Raw genomic sequence first — 20,079 nt, 5'->3', positions numbered from 1 at the left:
CAGCGTTCATCCTGAGCCAGGATCAAACTCTCCAATAAAGTTAGTTTGTCTAGCATCTAAAAATAAAAATTGACGTTCACGTTGTTTGTTTCGTTCAGTTTTCAAAGAACTACTTCGCCGCTCAATTGCGACTTCCTTATGTTAACATCTTCGTTTTTCAATGTCAACTAAGTTTTTCAAATTTCTTTTTTGTCGTTTACTGCGTTTCCGCATCAGCGACGTTTATTAATATATCACGCAGTATATATAGGGTCAATACTTTTTCTGAAAAAATTTCACATCCCGTTAAAAAACTAAATTAACTATAGAAAAAAATTACTACTCCTCTTTTATAGACATGCTCCTTCCACCTAATCTCTTTCTGTATTGCATCTTAAAAGAAAACACTACTGTTCTTTAATAAGTGATAAATTTAATCATCACCTTCGTTTCCATAAAATATTCTAAATTGTGTGTTATATTATTTCTATAGGAGTGTGGTGGGAATGGGTATTAAATATTCGAACAAAATTAATAAAATCCGAACCTTTGCATTGAGTTTAGTATTTATCGGCCTCTTCATTGCATACTTAGGTGTCTTTTTTCGCGAAAACATCATTATTATGACAACCTTTATGATGGTTGGTTTTTTAGCTGTCATCGCTAGCACTGTTGTTTACTTTTGGATTGGTATGTTATCTACAAAAACGATACAAATTATTTGTCCAAGCTGCGATAAACCAACAAAAATGCTCGGTCGTGTCGACGCATGTATGCATTGCAATCAACCTTTAACACTTGATCGAAATCTAGAAGGAAAAGAATTTGATGAGAAATATAATAAGAAGAGTTATAAATCATAGGTATATGGAGCTTACAAAACTAAAGAAGTTTCATCTCATTAAAAAGGTGATTTCTTAACTAAGAAATCACCTCTTGTATTTGTTCTTATTAAATTTGATTCTTCACTTAACATTTTAAATCCTCATGAGTCTAACACGATTCCCATATATAATAAAGAAAGAGGCCGACGTATAGCCGTCAGCCTCTTTCTTTATTATATATTACGCCTTATGACACTCTGGACAAACGCCATAAATTTCTAAGCGATGACTATTAATAACGAAGCCTGTCGTTTTTGCAGCTTCCTCTTCAAGCTGTTCCAATCCTCCATAAGGAAAATCAACAATCTTACCACATTTTTCGCAAATCACATGATAATGTTGACTTGTAACATAATCAAATCTACTTGAAGCATCCCCATAAGTTAATTCCTTTACAAGTCCAACTTCTTTAAACACACGTAAGTTATTATAGACAGTTGCAACACTCATATTTGGAAACTTACCTTCTAATGCTTTATAAATGTCATCCGCTGTTGGGTGCGTCATAGATTCCACAAGGTACTCTAAAATAGCATGACGCTGTGGAGTAATGCGTACACCCGTATTTTTCAGCATTTCTAGCGCTTCTTTTAATTCTTCTTTGACCACCGTCATGCACCCCGATTCTATACGGATTATTATTTTATAATTCTTATAAAGAGTGTACTCTTTTTCTTATAAATCGTCAATATTTCTACTATAAGTATGTGGTTTATTTTCGTATATAGCCTTATTCTTATGTATCTTCCCCCATTCCCTATACATTTACATAGAAAAAAGTGCGACATAATCGCACTTGGAATACTATCATCTGAGGAGGTATGCCCTACACTTTCACTTTATGTATCGCAAGAAAATATGTATAGACGCATGCCTTACATATGTATTTTTTCTCCTCATTAATATAGATTTATTTTATATAAGAAAGAACATCCTCAATATGCCCTTTCACTTTCACTTTACGCCACTCATTTACAAGCTCACCGTCTTTATTAATAAGGAATGTAGAACGCTCAATTCCCATGTACTCTTTTCCGAAGTTCTTTTTCAGCTTCCAAACATCGTACAATTCTGCTACTTTATGATCTTCGTCTACTAAAAGTACAAATGGAAGCTCATGCTTCTCAATGAATTTCATATGTCTATTTGCTGAATCTGGACTTACACCAAGTATAACCGTATCCTTCTCTTGAAATAATCCATATGCATCACGAAAATCACATGCTTCAGTTGTACATCCCGGAGTCATATCTTTCGGGTAAAAATATAAAACTACATTTTTACCTCGGAAGTCAGCTAAGCGAATTTGTTCCCCGGTACTTCCCTCTAATGTGAATTCCGGTGCCATTTCTCCTACTGTAATCATTATTATCACTCCTTTTCTTTTCTATTACTATAACAAATACTACCTTATTTTTCATTGTCCATTACAGTCCTTACCACAAAGGCAAACGGTAATGTATATCCAATTAGCGCTTCTCCAATTGCAATCCATCTTCCGATTCCAATCGGAGCTATATCACCATATCCAACGGACAATAAAGTAACCGCGCTAAAATATAAACATATTTCAACGAGCTGAAAGGAATGAGCACTTAACCTATCCCCATCTTCTTTCAAAACTGCAAAACCCATTTCCTCTAGCACAACATAACTTAATCCAAACGCAATCAGTACCGTTGTATAAATCAAAAACAACGTAGCTAAATTGTACAGCGAAAAGAAACGATTGGAATTTGAATATGAACTCCATAATAATTGGACACTTCTCAAAATAGCGATTGCTGCAATTAATAGAATAAATCCCCATAACATGTCCTCCACCTCGTTTTATATGTATGAGGACTGTAGCTGATTTATCCCTTAGAAACGAACAAGCTTCTATAATTAATTTCCTGCACCACGATATCGTTTAACCCCTTGATTCCAGAGGGTAATTGCAATAGTAAAACAGATAACACCAACAATTGGAGTTGCGAAAGCATAGCTATTCCACTCTGTTTTTCTTAAAAAGTATGCTGCTGGATATACCCCAACAAATGCAAACGGTAAAACAAACGTTAAAACAAAGCGAATAACACGGTTATAAATATCAACAGGGTAGCGTCCATAATTCCCTATGTTATACATAAGCGGCATAATGGAACTTTTCGCATCCGACCAAAAGCCAAAACTTGCAAGCGTAACAAATATCCCGCCGTACACAAGTGCCCCTCCCCCTACCATGAGTAGGAATAAGAAGAAATCATACCAGTAAAAAGATAATTGCAGCTCCATTGCTGCATAACCCATCACAATAATCCCCGTAATAGCTCCAATTAAAGATTCAAGTTCCATTCTTTCTAATATAATTTGAAATAAACTATGAATCGGTCTCGTTAATATACGGTCCATTTCTCCTTTAATAATGTAACGATCATTAAAGTCCCATATATTAAAGAAAGCTGAAAAAATGGCAAACGGTACTAAAAAGAACCCATAAATAAAGATTACTTCTTCTCGGCTCCACCCTTTTAGTGCTTGGGTATGCCCAAACACAACGAGAATGAAGATTAAATTAACAGCTTGTAGTGATAAATCTGAAAGTAATCCGACGATAAAATCGCCACGATACTCCAATTTTGTTTTTATATATTGACTTGCATATTGCAAAAATAATTTTATATATATCATCTCATCATCCCCCTTGTACGATTAGACGTTTTCTCGCCGTTTTCCACATCAGTACAATTGGAATAATAAGTATAATTGCCCAAATCACTTGAAATAATAAAGCTTCATATAACTTACTTCCTTGTATACCTTCAGAGAAAATCATACTTGGAATATAACTAATTGCTTGAAACGGTAAAAACACCATTGCTTTTTGGGCCCATAACGGATAAAAACTAATCGGTAATAATAAACCAGAAAATAAATCGATAACAACACGTTTCGCATACATAATTCCACTATTATTAAATAAGAAGAATGTAAGCATTCCTGTCATTAAATTTATTTGTGTATTAATGATAAAACTAAATATTAAAGATAAGAAGAAATATAACCACGTTTGAAAATTCGTTGTAATTTGTAATGAAAATAATAACGTAACAATAACCATGCCCGGAATCGAAAAGAAAGCAAAACGAAATATCCCTTCTCCAAGCCCTTGCATAACTTTCATACCTAAATAGTTGTACGGACGAATTAGCTCTACCGCCACGCGTCCTTCTTGAATTTCCATCGCAATTTCTCTATCTATATTATTGAAATAAAAAGCGCGTGCCATCCATGCGATCGCAATATACGTAGTCATTTGTGAAATAGATAAACTTTCAATATTCTCTTTCCCGCTATAAATTGCTTGCCATAAAAAATAATACGCACCAATGTTAATCGTATAAATTAAAATCCCGCTGTAATAATTTGTACGATAAGCAAGCATCATTAAAAAGCGAATCCGAATCATTTCAATATACTTACCCATGCATAATACCTTCTTCATAAATGTTACGAATAATTTCCTCTGTAGACACTTCGTTAATTTTCAAATCTTTAATTTGAAAGGCTTGTACTACTTTAGAAATCAACATAGAAATGATAACTTCTTCATTCGGTATTTTTGCAACCCATGCGTTTTCTTCTTTCGCTTTTAACCAAACAACATGGCTATCTGGCATAACCATTGATAACTCCTGGTATGAAACTGGGGCAACAAACTGAAAATGTATTTCCTTCTCTACTCCCCACTGCGTACGAAGATTATCTAAAGATCCGTCATACATAATATTCCCTTCATCAAGCATGATGACGCGTTCACATAAAGCTTCAATATCAGTAATATCATGTGTCGTTAATAAAATTGTTGTTTTATAACGTTCATTCATCTCTTTTAAGAATTCTCGTATTTTCAATTTCACAAGAACATCTAGTCCAATTGTTGGCTCATCTAAAAATAATAACGGCGGATTATGAATTAACGCCGCTGCCAATTCACAACGCATTCTTTGACCAAGAGATAATTTCCGTACCGGTTTATCTAACAAAGGACCGATATCTAACGTTTCAATAACATGTTCCATATGTTCCTTATACTGAGCGTCTGATACACCGTACACTTTCTTCAATAAACGAAATGATTCTTGTACAGCAATATCCCACCAAAGCTGGGAACGCTGACCAAACACAACGCCGATTGTTCTTACAAATTCTTCTCTCTGTTTGTGTGGATTCATTCCATTCACTGTAATTTGTCCTGATGTCGGAGTCAAAATCCCTGTAAGCATTTTAATCGTCGTTGATTTACCAGCACCATTCTCACCAATATAACCAACCATTTCACCTTGCTTTACAGTAAAAGAAACATCATTTACTGCTGGTACTATTTTATAATTACGATTTAATAAATCGCGAAATGCACCCTTTAATCCCGGACGACTTGAATAAGCTGTAAACTCTTTACGTAACCCTTGTACCTCAATTACCGATTTCATAATCGGACCCCCTTCCTAAATGTCACAACGAATAGTTTACCCAACTGCTCCTTCTATCACAAACAATACGTCTTTTCAAAAAACATGTTAGAATAATACATAGATTTTTGTAAGGAGATGAATTGTAGTGAATTTCACAAAATCAGAAGCGTTACATAAAGAAGCTTTAGAACATATCGTTGGTGGTGTTAATAGTCCTTCCCGTTCTTTTAAAGCAGTTGGAGGCGGTTCTCCTGTTGCAATGGAACGTGGAAAAGGTGCTTATTTCTGGGATGTAGATGGAAATAAATATATCGACTATTTAGCAGCGTACGGCCCTATTATTACTGGACATGCTCACCCACACGTGACAGAAGCAATTAAAACAGCGGCTGAAAACGGCGTACTATACGGTACTCCAACAGCATTAGAAGTAAAATTCGCAAAAATGTTAAAAGAAGCAATGCCCGCTTTAGATAAAGTCCGCTTCGTGAACTCTGGTACAGAATCCGTTATGACAACCATTCGTGTTGCTCGTGCTTACACTGGCCGCACAAAAATTATGAAATTCGCTGGTTGTTACCACGGTCATTCCGATTTAGTACTTGTAGCAGCTGGCTCTGGTCCTTCTACTCTTGGAATTCCTGATTCAGCAGGTGTGCCACAAAGTATCGCTCAAGAAGTTATTACTGTTCCATTTAATAATGTAGAAACTTTAAAAGAAGCGTTAGATAAATGGGGACATGAAGTAGCAGCTATCCTTGTAGAGCCAATCGTTGGAAACTTCGGTATTGTTGAGCCAAAACCTGGCTTCCTTGAAAAAGTTAATGAACTTGTTCACGAAGCTGGTGCACTAGTAATTTATGATGAAGTTATTACTGCTTTCCGCTTTATGTATGGCGGCGCTCAAGACTTACTTGGCGTAACCCCAGATTTAACAGCACTTGGTAAAGTTATCGGCGGTGGACTTCCAATTGGTGCTTACGGTGGTAAGAAAGAAATTATGGAACAAGTTGCACCGCTCGGCCCCGCATACCAAGCTGGTACAATGGCTGGGAACCCTGCTTCTATGGCATCAGGGATTGCCTGCCTAGAAGTACTTCAACAAGAAGGCGTATACGAGAAATTAGATGCACTTGGCGCAATGCTTGAAAAAGGAATTTTAGATCAAGCTACAAAACATAACATCGATATTACAGTAAACCGTCTAAAGGGTGCATTAACTGTATACTTCACAACAAATACAATTGAAGATTACGATGCAGCCAAAAATACAGATGGTGAAATGTTCGGTAGATTCTTCAAGCTGATGCTTCAAGAAGGTATTAATTTAGCACCTTCTAAATATGAAGCATGGTTCTTAACGACAGAACATACAAAAGAAGATATTGAATATACAATTGAAGCTGTTGGCAGAGCATTTTGTACCCTAGTGAACAATAAATAATCTCTTCATTACAAAAGGAAAAAAGAAAGCCCATCTTTCTTTTTTCCTTTTTTCTATTTCATAAATCCCTCATTAATAGTATAATTATTCATAATTATCTGTTTTATATTCTTTTATATCCTTACTATCCATGTATACAAGGCAGTTCACGCCTTAAATAGTAAGATTATTCAAAATTCATTTTCCAGAGGGGGGATTGACGGATGCTCAACAAAAAAAATAAATGGACACCGTCTTTATTTCGGAATTATAAAAATGCAGAACACGATGCGTGTGGAATCGTTTCCGTTATGGAAAAACGAAAAATTCCTACAAAAGAAAACATCGATCTTTGTATACAATCGCTAGTCAAAATGAATCATAGAGCTGGTTTCATTAATGGCGAAGGAGATGGTATCGGAATTCATATCGACATGCCAAAAGCACTTTGGAATGAAAAACTGAAAAGTAGCGGATATAATCCAACGATTGTGGATCATCCCCACTTTATCGTTGGACATTTTTTTCTAAACAAAAAAGAAAACATTGCTGAGTTAAAAGATTACATTCGTACGCAACTAAACAATGAAAGCTTTATAATTGTTCTCGAAAATGATGATGTAATAAACTCAGATGCACTCGGTCCTCTTGGTAAACAAGAAGAACCTTTATTTTGGCAAATTGCCCTTATCGCCGAAAGTGAAGTTAAAAATATTGAACAAACATTATTTTCTGTAACAATAAAAATCGAAGAAAATGAAGCAATTCATGTTGCCTCATTAAGTCATGAACATGTTGTATATAAAGTTCTCGGTGCTGGCGATACACTCGTTGCTTATTACAATGATTTACAACACCCACTTATCGCTTCAACTATGACACTAGGACATAATCGCTATTCTACTAATACGTTATCTAATTTTTTTCGTGTACAACCATTTAGCATTCTCGGACATAATGGCGAAATTAACACGATTGCAAAATTACGCGATCAAGCTGAAATGATTAATGTACCACTTACTGCCGGGGGCAGTGATTCCCAAGATTTAAACCGCACCTTAGAAACCCTTCTCGTTCAGTATAACTACAGTTTATTTGAAGCAATGGATATATTATTTCCACCAATTATTAATGAAATAAAACTTTACGAAACAAACTTACAAAACTTATACACTTATATACGTGAGGCTTGGGGGCATTTCGCACAAGGTCCAGCTGGTATTATTTCACGTTATAAAGATGAAGCTGTTTTCAGTGTCGATTCCCTTGGATTACGCCCAGTTTGGAAAGTAGAGACGGAGAGCTCCTATATTTTCTCTTCTGAACCTGGAGTTGTATCACCAACTGAATATGTAGCAGATCCGAAACCACTCGCTCCTGGAGAAAAAGTTGGATTAAAATGGAATCAACAAGATGAGCTCGTTCTCTATGAATACGACAATTATCAAATTGAAGTATATAACCGTTTTAAGAAACGAATCGATGTTACCAATTATCATGTAAACTTATCTATCCCTGAAACGAAAGAAACTGAGGGATTATGTGCTTCGGTTCAAGTTGAAACGAATCAATACGTCGCTTTTGGCTGGGATCGAGAACATATTCAGCTCCTTGAACAAATGGCGACAAAAGGCGTCGAACCAATTCGGTCACTTGGGCATGACTCACCACTTGCCGCACTTGATACAGATAGACGAAATATTGCTGATTTCATTAAGGAAAGTGTAGCCGTTGTTACAAATCCAGCAATCGATCGCGATCGAGAAGTTGAACACTTCTCCACACGTACTGTACTCGGAGAGCGTCCGGGTTTATTAGATAACTCTAAACAACCATTTGTAATCGAGATGCTTTCACCCATTATTTTAGAAGGGCATTTAGCTCAATCTATCGCGTCAGACTTACACACGATTACGTACGAACAACTTATACAGCTATTCATTACTCATAGCTCTGTCTCTACAATTTCTATTACATTTAGTCCATCAGAAACTCTACAAATCGCATTAAATCGAATTAGTTCCGAAGCGATAGCAGCCGTTAAAAATGGTGCTTCCCTACTATTATTAGATGATGCTAAATCTCATCAAAATGAACTGTTATGGATTGACCCACATTTAGTTACTGCTAAAGTACATCAAGCATTAACTGAAAATAAATTACGCCGGAAATGCTCTCTCGTTATACGTTCCGGTGCCCTTCGCTCCTTACACGATATCGTCACGCTATACGGATTAGGGGCAGATGGTATTAATCCATATTTATTGTTCGCAACGGTAAATGATGAAACAAAAGTACCAATTACTAATTTGTATACCGCACTTAATAAAGGACTAGAGAAAGTAATTTCAACGATTGGAATTCATGAATTACGCGGTTACGGTCGCCTCTTCTCCTCTATTGGATTACATGAGGAAATCGCAAATATATTACAAATTACAAACTTCTGCGGTTCAAATAATTTAGCTTTTTCACTTGAATCACTTGCTGAAGATGCAAAAATTCGAGCTGAGGATTTTAACAATCCAAAAGTTAGAATGCGAAAATCATTTCATATATTCCCGCGGATTTGGAAAGCAATTGGTGATGTTGCAAAAGGAAACTCTTATGATGATTATCGCGACAAGTTAAGTGAATTAGAAGAAAACACTCCCATCGCAATCAGGCACCTTGTTCAAACAAAACAAGCACAGCATGTAGTTCCGACTGAAGAAGTGTCCATCGGCATTCACAATCATGATTTACCATTTATTATTAGTTCTATGTCATTTGGTTCTCAAAATGAAATTGCCTTTCGCGCGTATGCAGAAGCTGCCGATCAGCTAAATATGATTAGTTTGAACGGTGAAGGCGGCGAAATTAAAGATATGATTGGTAAGTACCCACATACACGCGGACAACAAGTTGCATCTGGCCGATTTGGAGTAAACGCTGAACTACTAAATTCATCAAATTTAATTGAAATTAAAATAGGTCAAGGAGCAAAGCCTGGTGAAGGTGGACATTTGCCTGGTTCAAAAGTGACTGCCAAAATTGCGGAAGCACGTAATGCTACAATTGGTTCGGATTTAATTTCACCTTCTAACAACCATGATATTTATTCAATTGAAGACTTGGCTCAAATGATTACAGAAATTAAAACGGCTAATCATCTTGCTAAAGTAGCTGTAAAAGTTCCTGTCGTTCCTAACATCGGAACAATTGCTGTCGGTATCGCAAAAGCTGGCGCTGACTTTATTAACATTAGTGGATTTGATGGCGGAACAGGTGCTGCGCGTATTCACGCATTGCAACATGTTGGTCTTCCTGTAGAGATTGGTGTTAAGGCTGCTCACAATGCGTTACTAGAAGCAAATATGAGACATAAAGTAGAGATTTGGGCAGATGGCGGTATTCGAAGTGTAAATGACGCCTTAAAAATCATGCTCCTCGGAGCAAACCGGATCGGATTTGGCACATTATCAATGATTGCAATTGGCTGTACAACTTGCCGTGGTTGTCATCTTGATACGTGCCACGTCGGAATTGCAACACAAATTGAATCTGAAGCTCAAGCGAAAGAACATGGACTGCGCCGTTTCGTTCCACGTGAATTAGAAAGCGCAGTTACAGGGCTATTAAGCCTATTCACTACTTTCGGTACAGAATTGAAACGTTTAACAGGGCAGCTCGGTTACACAAACTTACAAGATATTATCGGACGATCGGATTTATTAGAACAAACTCGAGGCAAGGACTTATTAGACTTACGTAATTTAATACAAACGATAGAAGATTCATCTGTGAAAATAACGGCATCTGTACAAGAAAAACAATTTGAAACAACAAATTCTCTCCAGTCAAAAGAATTAGTAAGCGTCGGCGTAGAGCAACGCGTAATGGGCGGTCTAGAATCCTGTTATCGTATTCGTAGCAAATTATATGAAAACACTCATCTTGAACCACTTACATTAAAGTATACAAACGGATCTGTTCCTGGAAACGGATTAGGCGCGTACAATAGCGAGAACTTATTTATACACGTAAATGGTGGCGCGCAAGATGGAATTGGAAAAACTTCATTTGGCGGTGGCATTTATATAACGAAAGCAAAAGGAACAGATGGAACATATTATAATGGTTCTGTCGGAAAAGGATTTGGATACGGTGCTCAAAAAGGTGCATTATACGTGCAAGGTAACGCTGATGCTCGTGCTGGCATTCGCCTTTCTGGAGCAGATATGATAATTGGAGGCAGAATTACAAAACCACTCCGCGAAAAAGAACAAGGAAATATCGGAGTATATTCTAATATAAAAGGATTTGCTTTTGAATATATGACAAATGGTCGCGCTCTTGTTTTAGGAGATCCTGGTCCATGGATTTGTGCCGGCATGACTGGTGGTGTTGTTTATTTACATCATGAGCCAAACTTAGGTTTAACAGAACACGCTTTAAAAAGAAGAATTGCTAAAGGTGCAAATGTAACATTGCAGCCAATTAGTAAAAATGGTTTGCAAGATGTGAATGAATTATTATTAGACTACATTCGTGTATTAAATGAGCACGAACAATATGAAGAAGTCGCTTTGTTAACACCATTATTAGATGATATCCAGCTTCACTTCTATGAAATCATCCCGAAAAAAGAACAGGCGGATCCATCTATTTCAACTGAATGACATGTACAATATTTATTTTCATAAAAAAATTGACGAAGCGAGCATCGCATAGTAATCTAGAATAACAATTTGAAACCTGCTGAAATTCAGCAGGTTTTTTTATTAAAGAATAGATGTTTAAAGAGAATTTGGAGAAATTATAAATTGATTGTAATTTATTTATTAAACTTTTTAACGTCACTAAAATATCACTTGCTAACATATTGTAATGAATGTATAGTATCATGTTGTACATTCATTATGACAAGAGAAAGGATATCAATAAGGGTATGAAACTTGGTGCTCGCATTTTAAAAACGGGTATTGCCATTACATTAGCTTTATTTGCTTGTATTTTACTTCAATTACCGAGTCCTGTATTTGCGGGAATCTCAGCTATCTTTGCTGTTCAACCGTCTGTATACCGCTCGTATTTAACTGCTCTTGAGCAAATTCAAGCAAACGTAATTGGTGCTGTATTCGCTATCGTATTTGCTACTGCTTTTGGACATAATCCTTTTATTATTGGATTAACGTGTATATTAGTAATTGCTCTTACTTTACAATTACGCTTAGAAAAAACAATATCACTCGCTTTAGTAACAGTTATCGCCATTATGGAGTATCAAGGCGAAGATTTCTTTAATTTTGCCTTACTTCGATTCGCGACGATTATGATTGGAATTATTGCGGCTTCGCTTGTAAATTTAGTATTTATGCCGCCAAAATATGAAACAAAACTTTACCATCGCATCGTTGATAATACAGAGGAAATTGTTAAATGGATTCGTATGAACAGTAGGCAAGCTTCTGATTTTACAACGCTAAAAACCGATATTGATCGCATGAAAGAAAAAATGATTAAACTAAATCATTACTATTTGCTGTATAAAGAAGAAAGAAGCTATACGAAAAAAATACAATTCGCGAAAATTCGTAAGCTCGTTTTATTCAGACAAATGTTAGCGACAACAAGCCGCGCTTTAAGCACGTTAAAATCATTACATCGCACCGAAAATGAACTGCGCTATATGCCAGAAGAGTTTCAGGAATCTATTCAAAACGAACTTGATTCATTAACGCATTATCACGAACAAGTGTTATTAAAATTTATTGGTAAAGCAAAGAAACAACAATCCGTTGAGATGCTTGATGAAGTTGAAACCGGTAAACAAGAATTGATTGATATCTTTATGGATTATCAAAATAAAGACGATGAGGAAGCATATAAAATATGGTTACACCTCTTCCCTCTTATTTCTTCAATTATTAACTACAGTGAGGAAGTAGAGCATTTAGATTTACTTGTGGATAGCTTCTACACATACCATAAACCAGAAAGCGAACTCCAAATCGAAGATAAAAAAGAAGACGAATAAAAAAACAGCTCCTTTTACGCTAAAGGAGCTGTTTCTGTTATATGCTGAAGTTGATATAGATTGTAATAAAACCCCCTCTTTTTCATTAACTCTTCATGAGAACCCTTTTCTTTTATTTCACCATCTTCAACATAAATAATTGTATCAACATGCGTAATCGTCGCTAATCGATGTGCAATAATAATTGTTGTCCGATCTGCAGCTAACGTTTGCAGTGCCTCTTGAATATATCGTTCATTTTCTAAATCTAAAGCGGAAGTTGCTTCATCTAATATAAGTAAAGACGGATTCTTTAGAAAAACCCGTGCGATTGCTACACGCTGTCTTTGTCCACCAGATAATTTCACACCACGTTCCCCAACGACAGTATCATAGCCCTCTGGCAACTCTGTAATAAAATTATGAATTTGTGCAGCTTTGGCAGCTGAAATCACTTCCGCCTCTGTAGCTTTCGGATTGCCATATAAAATATTAGCCCCGATTGTATCGCTAAATAATAAATTATCTTGTAGCACAATTCCAATATGACTACGTAAATTTCTCATATTATACTTTCTTACATCTATCCCGTCTATATAAACTGCACCTTCAGAAACATCGTAAAAACGCGGAATTAAACTAGCAAGAGATGACTTTCCTCCTCCACTTGCCCCTACAAGCGCAACCTTCTCTCCCGGGCGCATAGTTAATGACAGATTATGCAATATTTCTTTTTCATCCGCATTATAACGAAAAGAAACATTATCAAATATAACTTCCCCATCTAGCCTTTTCGTTTGCACCGCATTTGGCACATTAACAATATCGTATTTTTCATCCAACAATTCAAACACTCGATCCATCGAGGCGAAAGACTGTGTTAATGTTGTAGATGAATTAACAAGGCGACGAAGCGGACTATATAAACTATCCATATATCCAACAAAAGCAACCATCGTACCCAGTGTTAACGACCCTTGAATTACCTCATATGCCGCAAAACCAATAACAAGTAACGGCCCTAAATCCGTTAACGTATTCACTACCGAAAACGTTCTCGCCGTCCAACTCGTATGAGTTAGTGCTTTCGTTAAAAATTCATTATTTCTCTTTTCAAACTGTCCTCTTTCATACTCTTCTAATGCAAAACTACGTGTCACTTGCATCCCTTGAATACGTTCATGTAAATACCCTTGCATAGTTGCTAACGCTTGCGAGCGCTCTTTCGTCAATTTTCGAAGGCGCCCGAAAAAATATTTCACTGCAACTACATAAATAGGTAAGATTAATAAAGCAACAAAGGTTAATTTTATATTCATAGAAAACATAACGATAATGGCAATAACAATTGTTGCAGTATCTAACCAGACATTCATAAGACCAGTAATTACAAAGTCCTTCGTTTGTTCTACATCATGGATTACACGTGAAATAAGCTCCCCTGTTTTTGTGTTCGAATAATAACGTAAGCTTAATTTTTGCAAGTGCCCAAAAATGTATTTTCGTAAATCGTGTAGTATTGTATTGGCAATGCGCTGCGCAAAATATTGACGATAATATTCTATCGGCGGTCTTACTACTGCAAAAATAAAAAAAGCAATCCCAATTGCGGTTATTAATTGAGACGTTTTTTCTTGAAGCGATCCCGTGCCTTGAATAACATCATCAATAATATACTTTAATAACCATGGCATAATAAGCGGGATACCGAACTTCACAAGACCAATAATAATTGTAATAGCAATAAGCCATCGATATGGTTTAACAAATTGTAAATATCTTTTTATACCTTGCACATAATCCCCCCTCTAATAGGACAAACCTGCCGGGAAATTCCCTGCAGGTTTGTTTTAATTTCTGTACATTAAATATCTTTCGTACCACATATCTACGAAATCCGGTGCGAATGGACCTTTTCTTTGATGAATCCACTGTGTTAAATGTGCTACATTTCGTTTTAAAATTGTATCAATAACAGGTGGATACTGCATGATTTGACTATGCTTTTCATACTCATCTTCATCCAAAAGTGTATATGTCATATCTGGGTACACTTTAATGTCTAAGTCGTAATCAATATACTTTAATGCTTCAGAGTCATATGCAAAAGGAGAACTTAAATTACAATAATAATATACTCCTTCTTCTCTCAGCATTCCAATTACATTAAACCAATAATTAGCATGGAAGTAACAAATCGCAGGTTCGCGAGTAACCCATGTTCGACCATCTGATTCCGTAACTACTGTACGATCATTTGCTCCGATCACAAGGCTCTGCGTCCCTTTTAAAATTGTTGTCTCTTCCCACATTCTATGAATGGAGCCATTATGTTTATAACTATGTATTTGTACCTTTTCTCCTTCTTTGGGAAATCCCATATATGCTCCCTTCTTTCAACCGCAAATGCTTTTCTTAAGTTGTCTTAACTACCCCTTGAACTGCATTCACTTTTTTTCTATTATAACTTTTTTGTCAAAATTTTAAAACTAAAGCGATAGGACACTTGTTTTCATGAGGAATATAATGAAGTTTGTATTATTGAATACCCCATCACTAACCCTTTTAACGAAGGAACATTTCCTATGAATTAGCAATACGTATTTTAGAAGATTAAACGAAGATATAACAAAAAGAAAAGCCCCCTCACCTCTGTTTAAGAAAGGACTTTTCACCTAAAATCAACAACATATCTCACCCTTAATTTGAAATTATTTTTTCGGTTTCAAAAGATTGAATCACATTATTCGTTTGCTGTTCAAATTTTTCATGCAAAAGTTTTAATGCTATTTCTGTTCTGTATATTTCTTGACGGATAAAATGCAATTCTTTTTTATCGCACGTATCCCTTCCACTCATTTCAATTTGCTGATACTTCTCTAAATGTGATTGTAACTTTAAAAGCTCATCCATCGTTTCCAACTGCTCTCCTACCAACTTATCAAAATCGTTCATCACTTACCCCCTTTTTGATTCATTCGCCATTTATAATTCCTATTACATATTTTCTAATCGTGAACTTCTTTCTCCTTTGACTATATTTGTTGACTTATTAGAAGTTATGTCGTTCCCTTTATTTTCATTACAGTGACACGCACACAAAGAAAACACTTCTCTCGAATTGGAGAAGTGTTTTTCTTTCATTACTCGTTTGAACTAGAAGATTGTGATTGTTTTGCAGCTGATTGTGCATTTTGTTTTTTCACTGCATGCACATCTGTTTCAGTTGCAAACTCTGTACCATAACTAGCATTTGCACTTTGAGCAGCAGAAGCTTGTGCTTTCTGTGCCTCTGATTGTGCGTTCGCTTGTTTTACTGCTTGTACATTCGTTTCAGTTGCAAACTCTGTACCATAGCTAGCATTTGTACTTTGAATGCTAGCACCAGAAGTTGCCTTATTATAACCTTGTTGTTTTTTACTCATCTTTCTCACCTCCACAATCAATAATGTAACCAATTCACTTAGAAGTTATCCCTAATTTTCTTTTTAAAAATTCACGTATATATCTCTTATCACTCATTCAAACTACATATGATGGAGGTGGGAATATGTATACTGGACGTGATATGACTGAGCTAACTATGATTTCCAAAAATGAATGGAAAGAGGATGAATTAGCTTATTTTCATCATTCATTTCAGCAAATTATGCCTTATCTAAATGTAGAGGGACAAACGATTTATAAAGAAGTTGTTAAAGAAATCGAGTCACGGGGCGGATTATAAACGCGTGGATTTTCAACCTCAAAATACAAATTTATTTTCAATATAAAAAAACGTGTTCCAAAGTTCTGGAACACGTTTTTATTATTTATCCCGCTATTTGCCGGGCAGTAAGACCCCACCTCAAAATGCAGCGAAAGCAAAGAAGTTAGGTTGGGGTCGGGCTGCCCATAAAAGCCCGATTGGTGAGGGCTAATAATCAGTGGGGGATGAAGAAAACCCCCACTGATTAAAGTTTCACTTTACTGCATTGTAATTTTCTCAACACACTTTTCGTAAATTGTACGATGTGATTTCGAGAAAGGTAACTGTTCAAACGCTTCTTTCGATACAAACTTTAATGTATCCGTTTCGACAATATTACCTGTTACTTTTCCGTAAAATATGAAGATATCCCAAGTACGATGTGTAAAAGTATGTTGTACATTCATCGCGTATTCATCAATAGAAACAGAGAGATCAAAGCTCTCCTTCATATAATCCGTAAGCTGTTGTTTTTGATTACGAATACCTTCACTTAGTTCAATATTCGGGAACTCCCACATATTAGCCAGTAATCCCGTACTTGGGCGTTTATTAATTACGTAACGGCCATCTTCAGTTTGAAGTACTCCCGCAACGAGCGGTACCATTGTAGGTGCTTTCGCTTTACTCTTCACTGGTAGTTCTTTTTGAGCACCTTCAGCATACCCTCTGCAATGTTCACGTACAGGACAAAGTAAACAAGATGGATTTTTCGGTATACAAATTAATGCCCCTAATTCCATCAAACCTTGGTTAAAATAAGATGGATTTTCTATAGAAATAATTTCACGCACAATCTCTTCAAAAACTTTTCTCGTTTTCGGTTTTGCAATATCATCCCACACTGATAAAATACGAGATAATACGCGCATAACATTTCCATCAACCGCTGGCTCTGGTATGCCATATGCAATACTTAAAATGGCACCTTTTGTATATGGTCCCACTCCTTTTAATTTTTCAATTTTCTTTACATCGCTCGGTACTGTCCCGCCGTATACTTCCTTTACCTCTTTTACTGCAGCATGTAAATTTCGTGCTCTAGAATAATAACCTAAGCCTTCCCATGCTTTTAATACTTCTTCATCATCGGCAGTTGCTAGCGCTTCAAGCGTAGGAAACTTCCCCATAAAATTTGCGTAATATGGTTTTACAGCCTCTACCCTTGTTTGCTGTAACATAATTTCTGAAACCCAAACACGGTATGGATCTTTATTTTTTCGCCACGGTAAATCACGTTGTTCTTTTTCAAACCAACCAATTAAATCATTTTGAAACTGTTCTATGTTAAACTCATTTAATATTTCAAGTGTCAAACTTGATCCCCCTCATTTTTTTGCATATACGTACTATTATAAAGATTTTAGGAAAAAATTTAAGTAAGATGACATAGGAAATAGAAGGCAAAGGACTTGAGGTATCGAATAAAAAGAGTTACATTAATAAAAAACGGAGGTGGATTTCTATGGACACAGCCACTCACCTTGTTATGGGCGTTACTCTAGGCAGTTTGGCAACATTAGATCCAGCTATAGCACAAAGTGATATTGGGCCACAAGCAGTGATGCTTGCAACAATTGCCGGTTCCAATATTCCTGACATCGATACAGTTTTAAAATTGCGTAATAACGCTAAATATATAAGAAATCATCGCGGGATTACTCATTCCATCCCTGCAGTGATCCTTTGGTCACTCCTTATAAGTGGCATCTCTTTCGCCTTCTTTTCAGACGCTCCCTATCTGCATCTACTACTTTGGTCATTTATTGCCGTCTTTCTTCATGTCTTTGTGGATATTTTCAATGCCTATGGTACACAGGCATTAAGGCCCTTCACAAAAAAATGGGTAGCGCTCGGCATAATTAATACGTTTGATACTGTCATTTTCTTTATCCATATACTTGCTATCGCCTGTATGCTTGTCGGAGCACATAAAGGCTATACTGCTTTAGCAGCGTATATATTAATGTTTGTTTACTATATCGGCCGCATTATGATGCATCGAAATATTAAAAGTGTAGTATACAAACGTTTCAAAAATGTAGAGAAAGTAATTATTTCTCCTTCTTACAAATTTTATCATTATCATTTAGCCGTCGTTACAACTGAACATTACTACGTAGCAAGATGGCACCGCGGTAACATCCTTGTATACGATAAATTTAATCGCTTACCGTTCCCGAATACCGCCATTATGCAAGCCGCTGTGCGAGATGAAAATATATCTGCTTTCTTATCTTTCTCGCCTGTATATCGCTGGGATATTTTCGATTATGATAACTATTATGAAGTTCGATTTATTGATTTGCGGTATCGAAGTAAAGATTATTATCCATTCGTCGCAATCGTTCAGCTCGATCAAAATTTAAATATTATTAGTTCATATACAGGATGGATTTTCAGCGAAGAGAAACTTCGAAAGAAACTGGAATTGCTTCCACATTAAAAAAAGCGACCTACGTCGCTTTTTTTAATGTTTCAAATGATCTTCTTGATTGATTAAATGACTATACTTCGGATTATTTGTACGCATTTCATGAAGGCGCCCTCCATGATTATTAACCCATGTTCGTACCACTTGTTCAGTCATTTCCTCACCTTGGTAACGACCTGATTTAGCATAAGTTGTTCGGAAGTCTTCCCACAGTAATTCAACCCATGCACGAGCTTGTGCGTAAGAAAGGTTGTCATTTTTATCTAATAATTCTTTCGTTAATGTTTCATAAATATCATTCATGTTCTATTCTCCTTTTACCTATTTATTCCCTTAATTTCTAAAGGATAGTTTCTTCTATTTTGCACATTCTATAAGTGATACTTCTTAAAGGGGTATCGACTGATAATGAGGGGGCGTTCTTAATGGGTAGACAAGCCGAATTTTGGTCTGAGTCAAAAAACAACAGCAAAATCGACGGTCAACCGAAAGCGAAATCACGCTTCGCTTCGAAACGACCTAACGGCACAATTAACACGCACCCACAAGAGCGTATGCGTGCTGCAAATCAGCAGGAAGAGTAGTACAAATTAAATTCCTACACGAGGTGATAAAGATGAGCTACCGTGACCATTTAGATCGTCGTTCTGAATTATTTAACCATACGTGGACTCGTCCAAAACATGCGAAAGCGCAAGTTAACGGACAGACGCAACAAACCCAGTCTCTCATTATACTGGCAAATGAATGTAAAAAACGCCAATTTTAGAATCTCCTATCTCCTTTAACGCCTACCAAAGATGAAAACCAGAGAGATTCGCTCTCTGGTTTTTATTTTTCTTGTAGCAAGGAAATTGGTATTCCAATCTCTTCATTATCATGTTGCTTATATCCCCAAGCAAATACCCCATTGAAATACGTAATTTTAAATACCACACCAGGTTCTTCTACTAATTCATATGTCTCACCAATATGGAATTTATTTATATCTATCATATAAGCACGAGCCATAGCCATTTTTCTCATTAATACATCGAATTCATTTACAATTCCAAGTTGCTCAGCCTTTACTGCTTGCTCCTTCAAAACCCCAATTTCTTCCCTTAGCTCATGTGGTGTCATTTCACTGTAGCGTTTTGGCGTACCCATCTTATTT

The 20,079-nt window shown here is 36.2% G+C and carries 21 protein-coding genes; 8 read left to right on the top strand and 13 right to left on the bottom strand.

Annotation, left to right across the window (positions count from 1 at the left end):
* Positions 1–485: 485 nt before the first annotated feature.
* Entirely contained in the window at positions 486–842 is a 357-nt protein-coding gene (locus tag SB773_RS11395) for a YgzB family protein (protein WP_002125074.1), read from the top strand.
* A 201-nt stretch (positions 843–1,043) separates the two neighbouring features.
* Here the strand turns inward: SB773_RS11395 and perR are convergent, their stop codons facing one another.
* From perR to SB773_RS11365, 6 genes are all read right to left on the bottom strand, one after another.
* Positions 1,044–1,472 carry a peroxide-responsive transcriptional repressor PerR gene (gene perR, locus SB773_RS11390; protein ID WP_000237831.1) on the bottom strand — a complete coding sequence of 143 codons (429 nt, stop codon included), beginning with the start codon at positions 1,470–1,472 and terminating at the stop codon, positions 1,044–1,046.
* 301 nt (positions 1,473–1,773) lie between these two features.
* Entirely contained in the window at positions 1,774–2,229 is a 456-nt protein-coding gene (bcp, locus tag SB773_RS11385) for a thioredoxin-dependent thiol peroxidase (protein ID WP_201051155.1), read from the bottom strand.
* 44 nt (positions 2,230–2,273) lie between these two features.
* Positions 2,274–2,678, bottom strand: coding sequence for a potassium channel family protein (locus SB773_RS11380; protein WP_002091112.1), 405 nt, complete (start codon positions 2,676–2,678; stop codon positions 2,274–2,276).
* A 72-nt stretch (positions 2,679–2,750) separates the two neighbouring features.
* Positions 2,751–3,536 (bottom strand): ABC transporter permease, encoded by a 786-nt coding sequence (locus tag SB773_RS11375; RefSeq protein ID WP_002125070.1) that lies wholly within the window; start codon positions 3,534–3,536, stop codon positions 2,751–2,753.
* Positions 3,537–3,540: 4 nt separating this feature from the next.
* On the bottom strand, positions 3,541–4,332 hold the full coding sequence (locus SB773_RS11370) for an ABC transporter permease (protein WP_000521522.1): 792 nt from the start codon (positions 4,330–4,332) through the stop codon (positions 3,541–3,543).
* A complete protein-coding gene (locus tag SB773_RS11365; RefSeq protein WP_002010347.1) occupies positions 4,325–5,338 on the bottom strand; it encodes an ABC transporter ATP-binding protein in 1,014 nt (337 codons plus the stop codon). Before SB773_RS11365 ends, SB773_RS11370 begins: the two co-directional genes overlap by 8 nt.
* Before the next feature lie 127 nt (positions 5,339–5,465).
* Here SB773_RS11365 and hemL point away from each other — a divergent pair, with 127 nt between their 5' ends.
* The 3 genes from hemL to SB773_RS11350 all read left to right on the top strand — a co-directional run bounded on the left by hemL (position 5,466) and on the right by SB773_RS11350 (position 12,762).
* On the top strand, positions 5,466–6,764 hold the full coding sequence (gene hemL, locus SB773_RS11360) for a glutamate-1-semialdehyde-2,1-aminomutase (protein WP_410589964.1): 1,299 nt from the start codon (positions 5,466–5,468) through the stop codon (positions 6,762–6,764).
* A gap of 203 nt (positions 6,765–6,967) precedes the next feature.
* Positions 6,968–11,404: a glutamate synthase-related protein gene (locus SB773_RS11355; RefSeq protein WP_410589962.1), complete on the top strand. Its 4,437-nt coding sequence runs from the start codon at positions 6,968–6,970 to the stop codon at positions 11,402–11,404.
* A gap of 269 nt (positions 11,405–11,673) precedes the next feature.
* A complete protein-coding gene (locus SB773_RS11350; RefSeq protein WP_002063696.1) occupies positions 11,674–12,762 on the top strand; it encodes an aromatic acid exporter family protein in 1,089 nt (362 codons plus the stop codon).
* A gap of 14 nt (positions 12,763–12,776) precedes the next feature.
* On the opposite strand, the gene SB773_RS11345 is transcribed toward SB773_RS11350, so the two are convergent.
* From SB773_RS11345 to SB773_RS11330, 4 genes are all read right to left on the bottom strand, one after another.
* Positions 12,777–14,537 carry an ABC transporter ATP-binding protein gene (locus SB773_RS11345; RefSeq protein ID WP_410589959.1) on the bottom strand — a complete coding sequence of 587 codons (1,761 nt, stop codon included), beginning with the start codon at positions 14,535–14,537 and terminating at the stop codon, positions 12,777–12,779.
* Positions 14,538–14,591: 54 nt separating this feature from the next.
* Entirely contained in the window at positions 14,592–15,122 is a 531-nt protein-coding gene (gene ntdP, locus SB773_RS11340; RefSeq protein ID WP_000506630.1) for a nucleoside tri-diphosphate phosphatase, read from the bottom strand.
* Positions 15,123–15,441: 319 nt separating this feature from the next.
* Positions 15,442–15,696, bottom strand: a complete 255-nt coding sequence (locus SB773_RS11335; RefSeq protein WP_002010338.1) for a YgaB family protein — start codon at positions 15,694–15,696, stop codon at positions 15,442–15,444.
* A 188-nt stretch (positions 15,697–15,884) separates the two neighbouring features.
* Complete coding sequence (locus SB773_RS11330) at positions 15,885–16,166, bottom strand: gamma-type small acid-soluble spore protein (RefSeq protein ID WP_002125062.1); 282 nt, start codon at positions 16,164–16,166, stop codon at positions 15,885–15,887.
* 125 nt (positions 16,167–16,291) lie between these two features.
* Between SB773_RS11330 and SB773_RS11325 the strand changes: the two genes are divergently transcribed.
* A complete protein-coding gene (locus SB773_RS11325; protein WP_002091123.1) occupies positions 16,292–16,468 on the top strand; it encodes a hypothetical protein in 177 nt (58 codons plus the stop codon).
* Between the two features lie 239 nt (positions 16,469–16,707).
* Here the strand turns inward: SB773_RS11325 and mutY are convergent, their stop codons facing one another.
* Positions 16,708–17,805 (bottom strand): A/G-specific adenine glycosylase, encoded by a 1,098-nt coding sequence (gene mutY, locus SB773_RS11320; protein ID WP_410589955.1) that lies wholly within the window; start codon positions 17,803–17,805, stop codon positions 16,708–16,710.
* Positions 17,806–17,954: 149 nt separating this feature from the next.
* On the opposite strand from mutY, the gene SB773_RS11315 reads away from it, so the two are divergent.
* A complete protein-coding gene (locus SB773_RS11315; protein WP_410589953.1) occupies positions 17,955–18,935 on the top strand; it encodes a metal-dependent hydrolase in 981 nt (326 codons plus the stop codon).
* Between the two features lie 24 nt (positions 18,936–18,959).
* On the opposite strand, the gene SB773_RS11310 is transcribed toward SB773_RS11315, so the two are convergent.
* Complete coding sequence (locus tag SB773_RS11310) at positions 18,960–19,226, bottom strand: YfhJ family protein (protein WP_002010328.1); 267 nt, start codon at positions 19,224–19,226, stop codon at positions 18,960–18,962.
* A gap of 122 nt (positions 19,227–19,348) precedes the next feature.
* On the opposite strand from SB773_RS11310, the gene SB773_RS11305 reads away from it, so the two are divergent.
* Together SB773_RS11305 and SB773_RS11300 are read left to right on the top strand one after the other, a co-directional pair.
* The gene (locus tag SB773_RS11305) at positions 19,349–19,507 is read left to right on the top strand and encodes a small, acid-soluble spore protein K (RefSeq protein ID WP_002010326.1); all 159 of its coding nucleotides are present in this window, start codon (positions 19,349–19,351) and stop codon (positions 19,505–19,507) included.
* A gap of 32 nt (positions 19,508–19,539) precedes the next feature.
* Positions 19,540–19,692 carry a YpzG family protein gene (locus SB773_RS11300; RefSeq protein WP_002010325.1) on the top strand — a complete coding sequence of 51 codons (153 nt, stop codon included), beginning with the start codon at positions 19,540–19,542 and terminating at the stop codon, positions 19,690–19,692.
* Between the two features lie 62 nt (positions 19,693–19,754).
* Here the strand turns inward: SB773_RS11300 and SB773_RS11295 are convergent, their stop codons facing one another.
* Positions 19,755–20,072 carry a YfhH family protein gene (locus SB773_RS11295; RefSeq protein WP_002010323.1) on the bottom strand — a complete coding sequence of 106 codons (318 nt, stop codon included), beginning with the start codon at positions 20,070–20,072 and terminating at the stop codon, positions 19,755–19,757.
* Between the last annotated feature and the right edge of the window lie 7 nt (positions 20,073–20,079).

Origin of the sequence: Bacillus sp. SIMBA_074, assembly GCF_046534555.1 — a bacterium.
Taxonomy (GTDB): domain Bacteria; phylum Bacillota; class Bacilli; order Bacillales; family Bacillaceae_G; genus Bacillus_A; species Bacillus_A mycoides.
The sequence above is the reverse complement of the archived record's forward strand: the minus strand, read 5'-3'. Positions and strand labels throughout refer to the sequence as shown.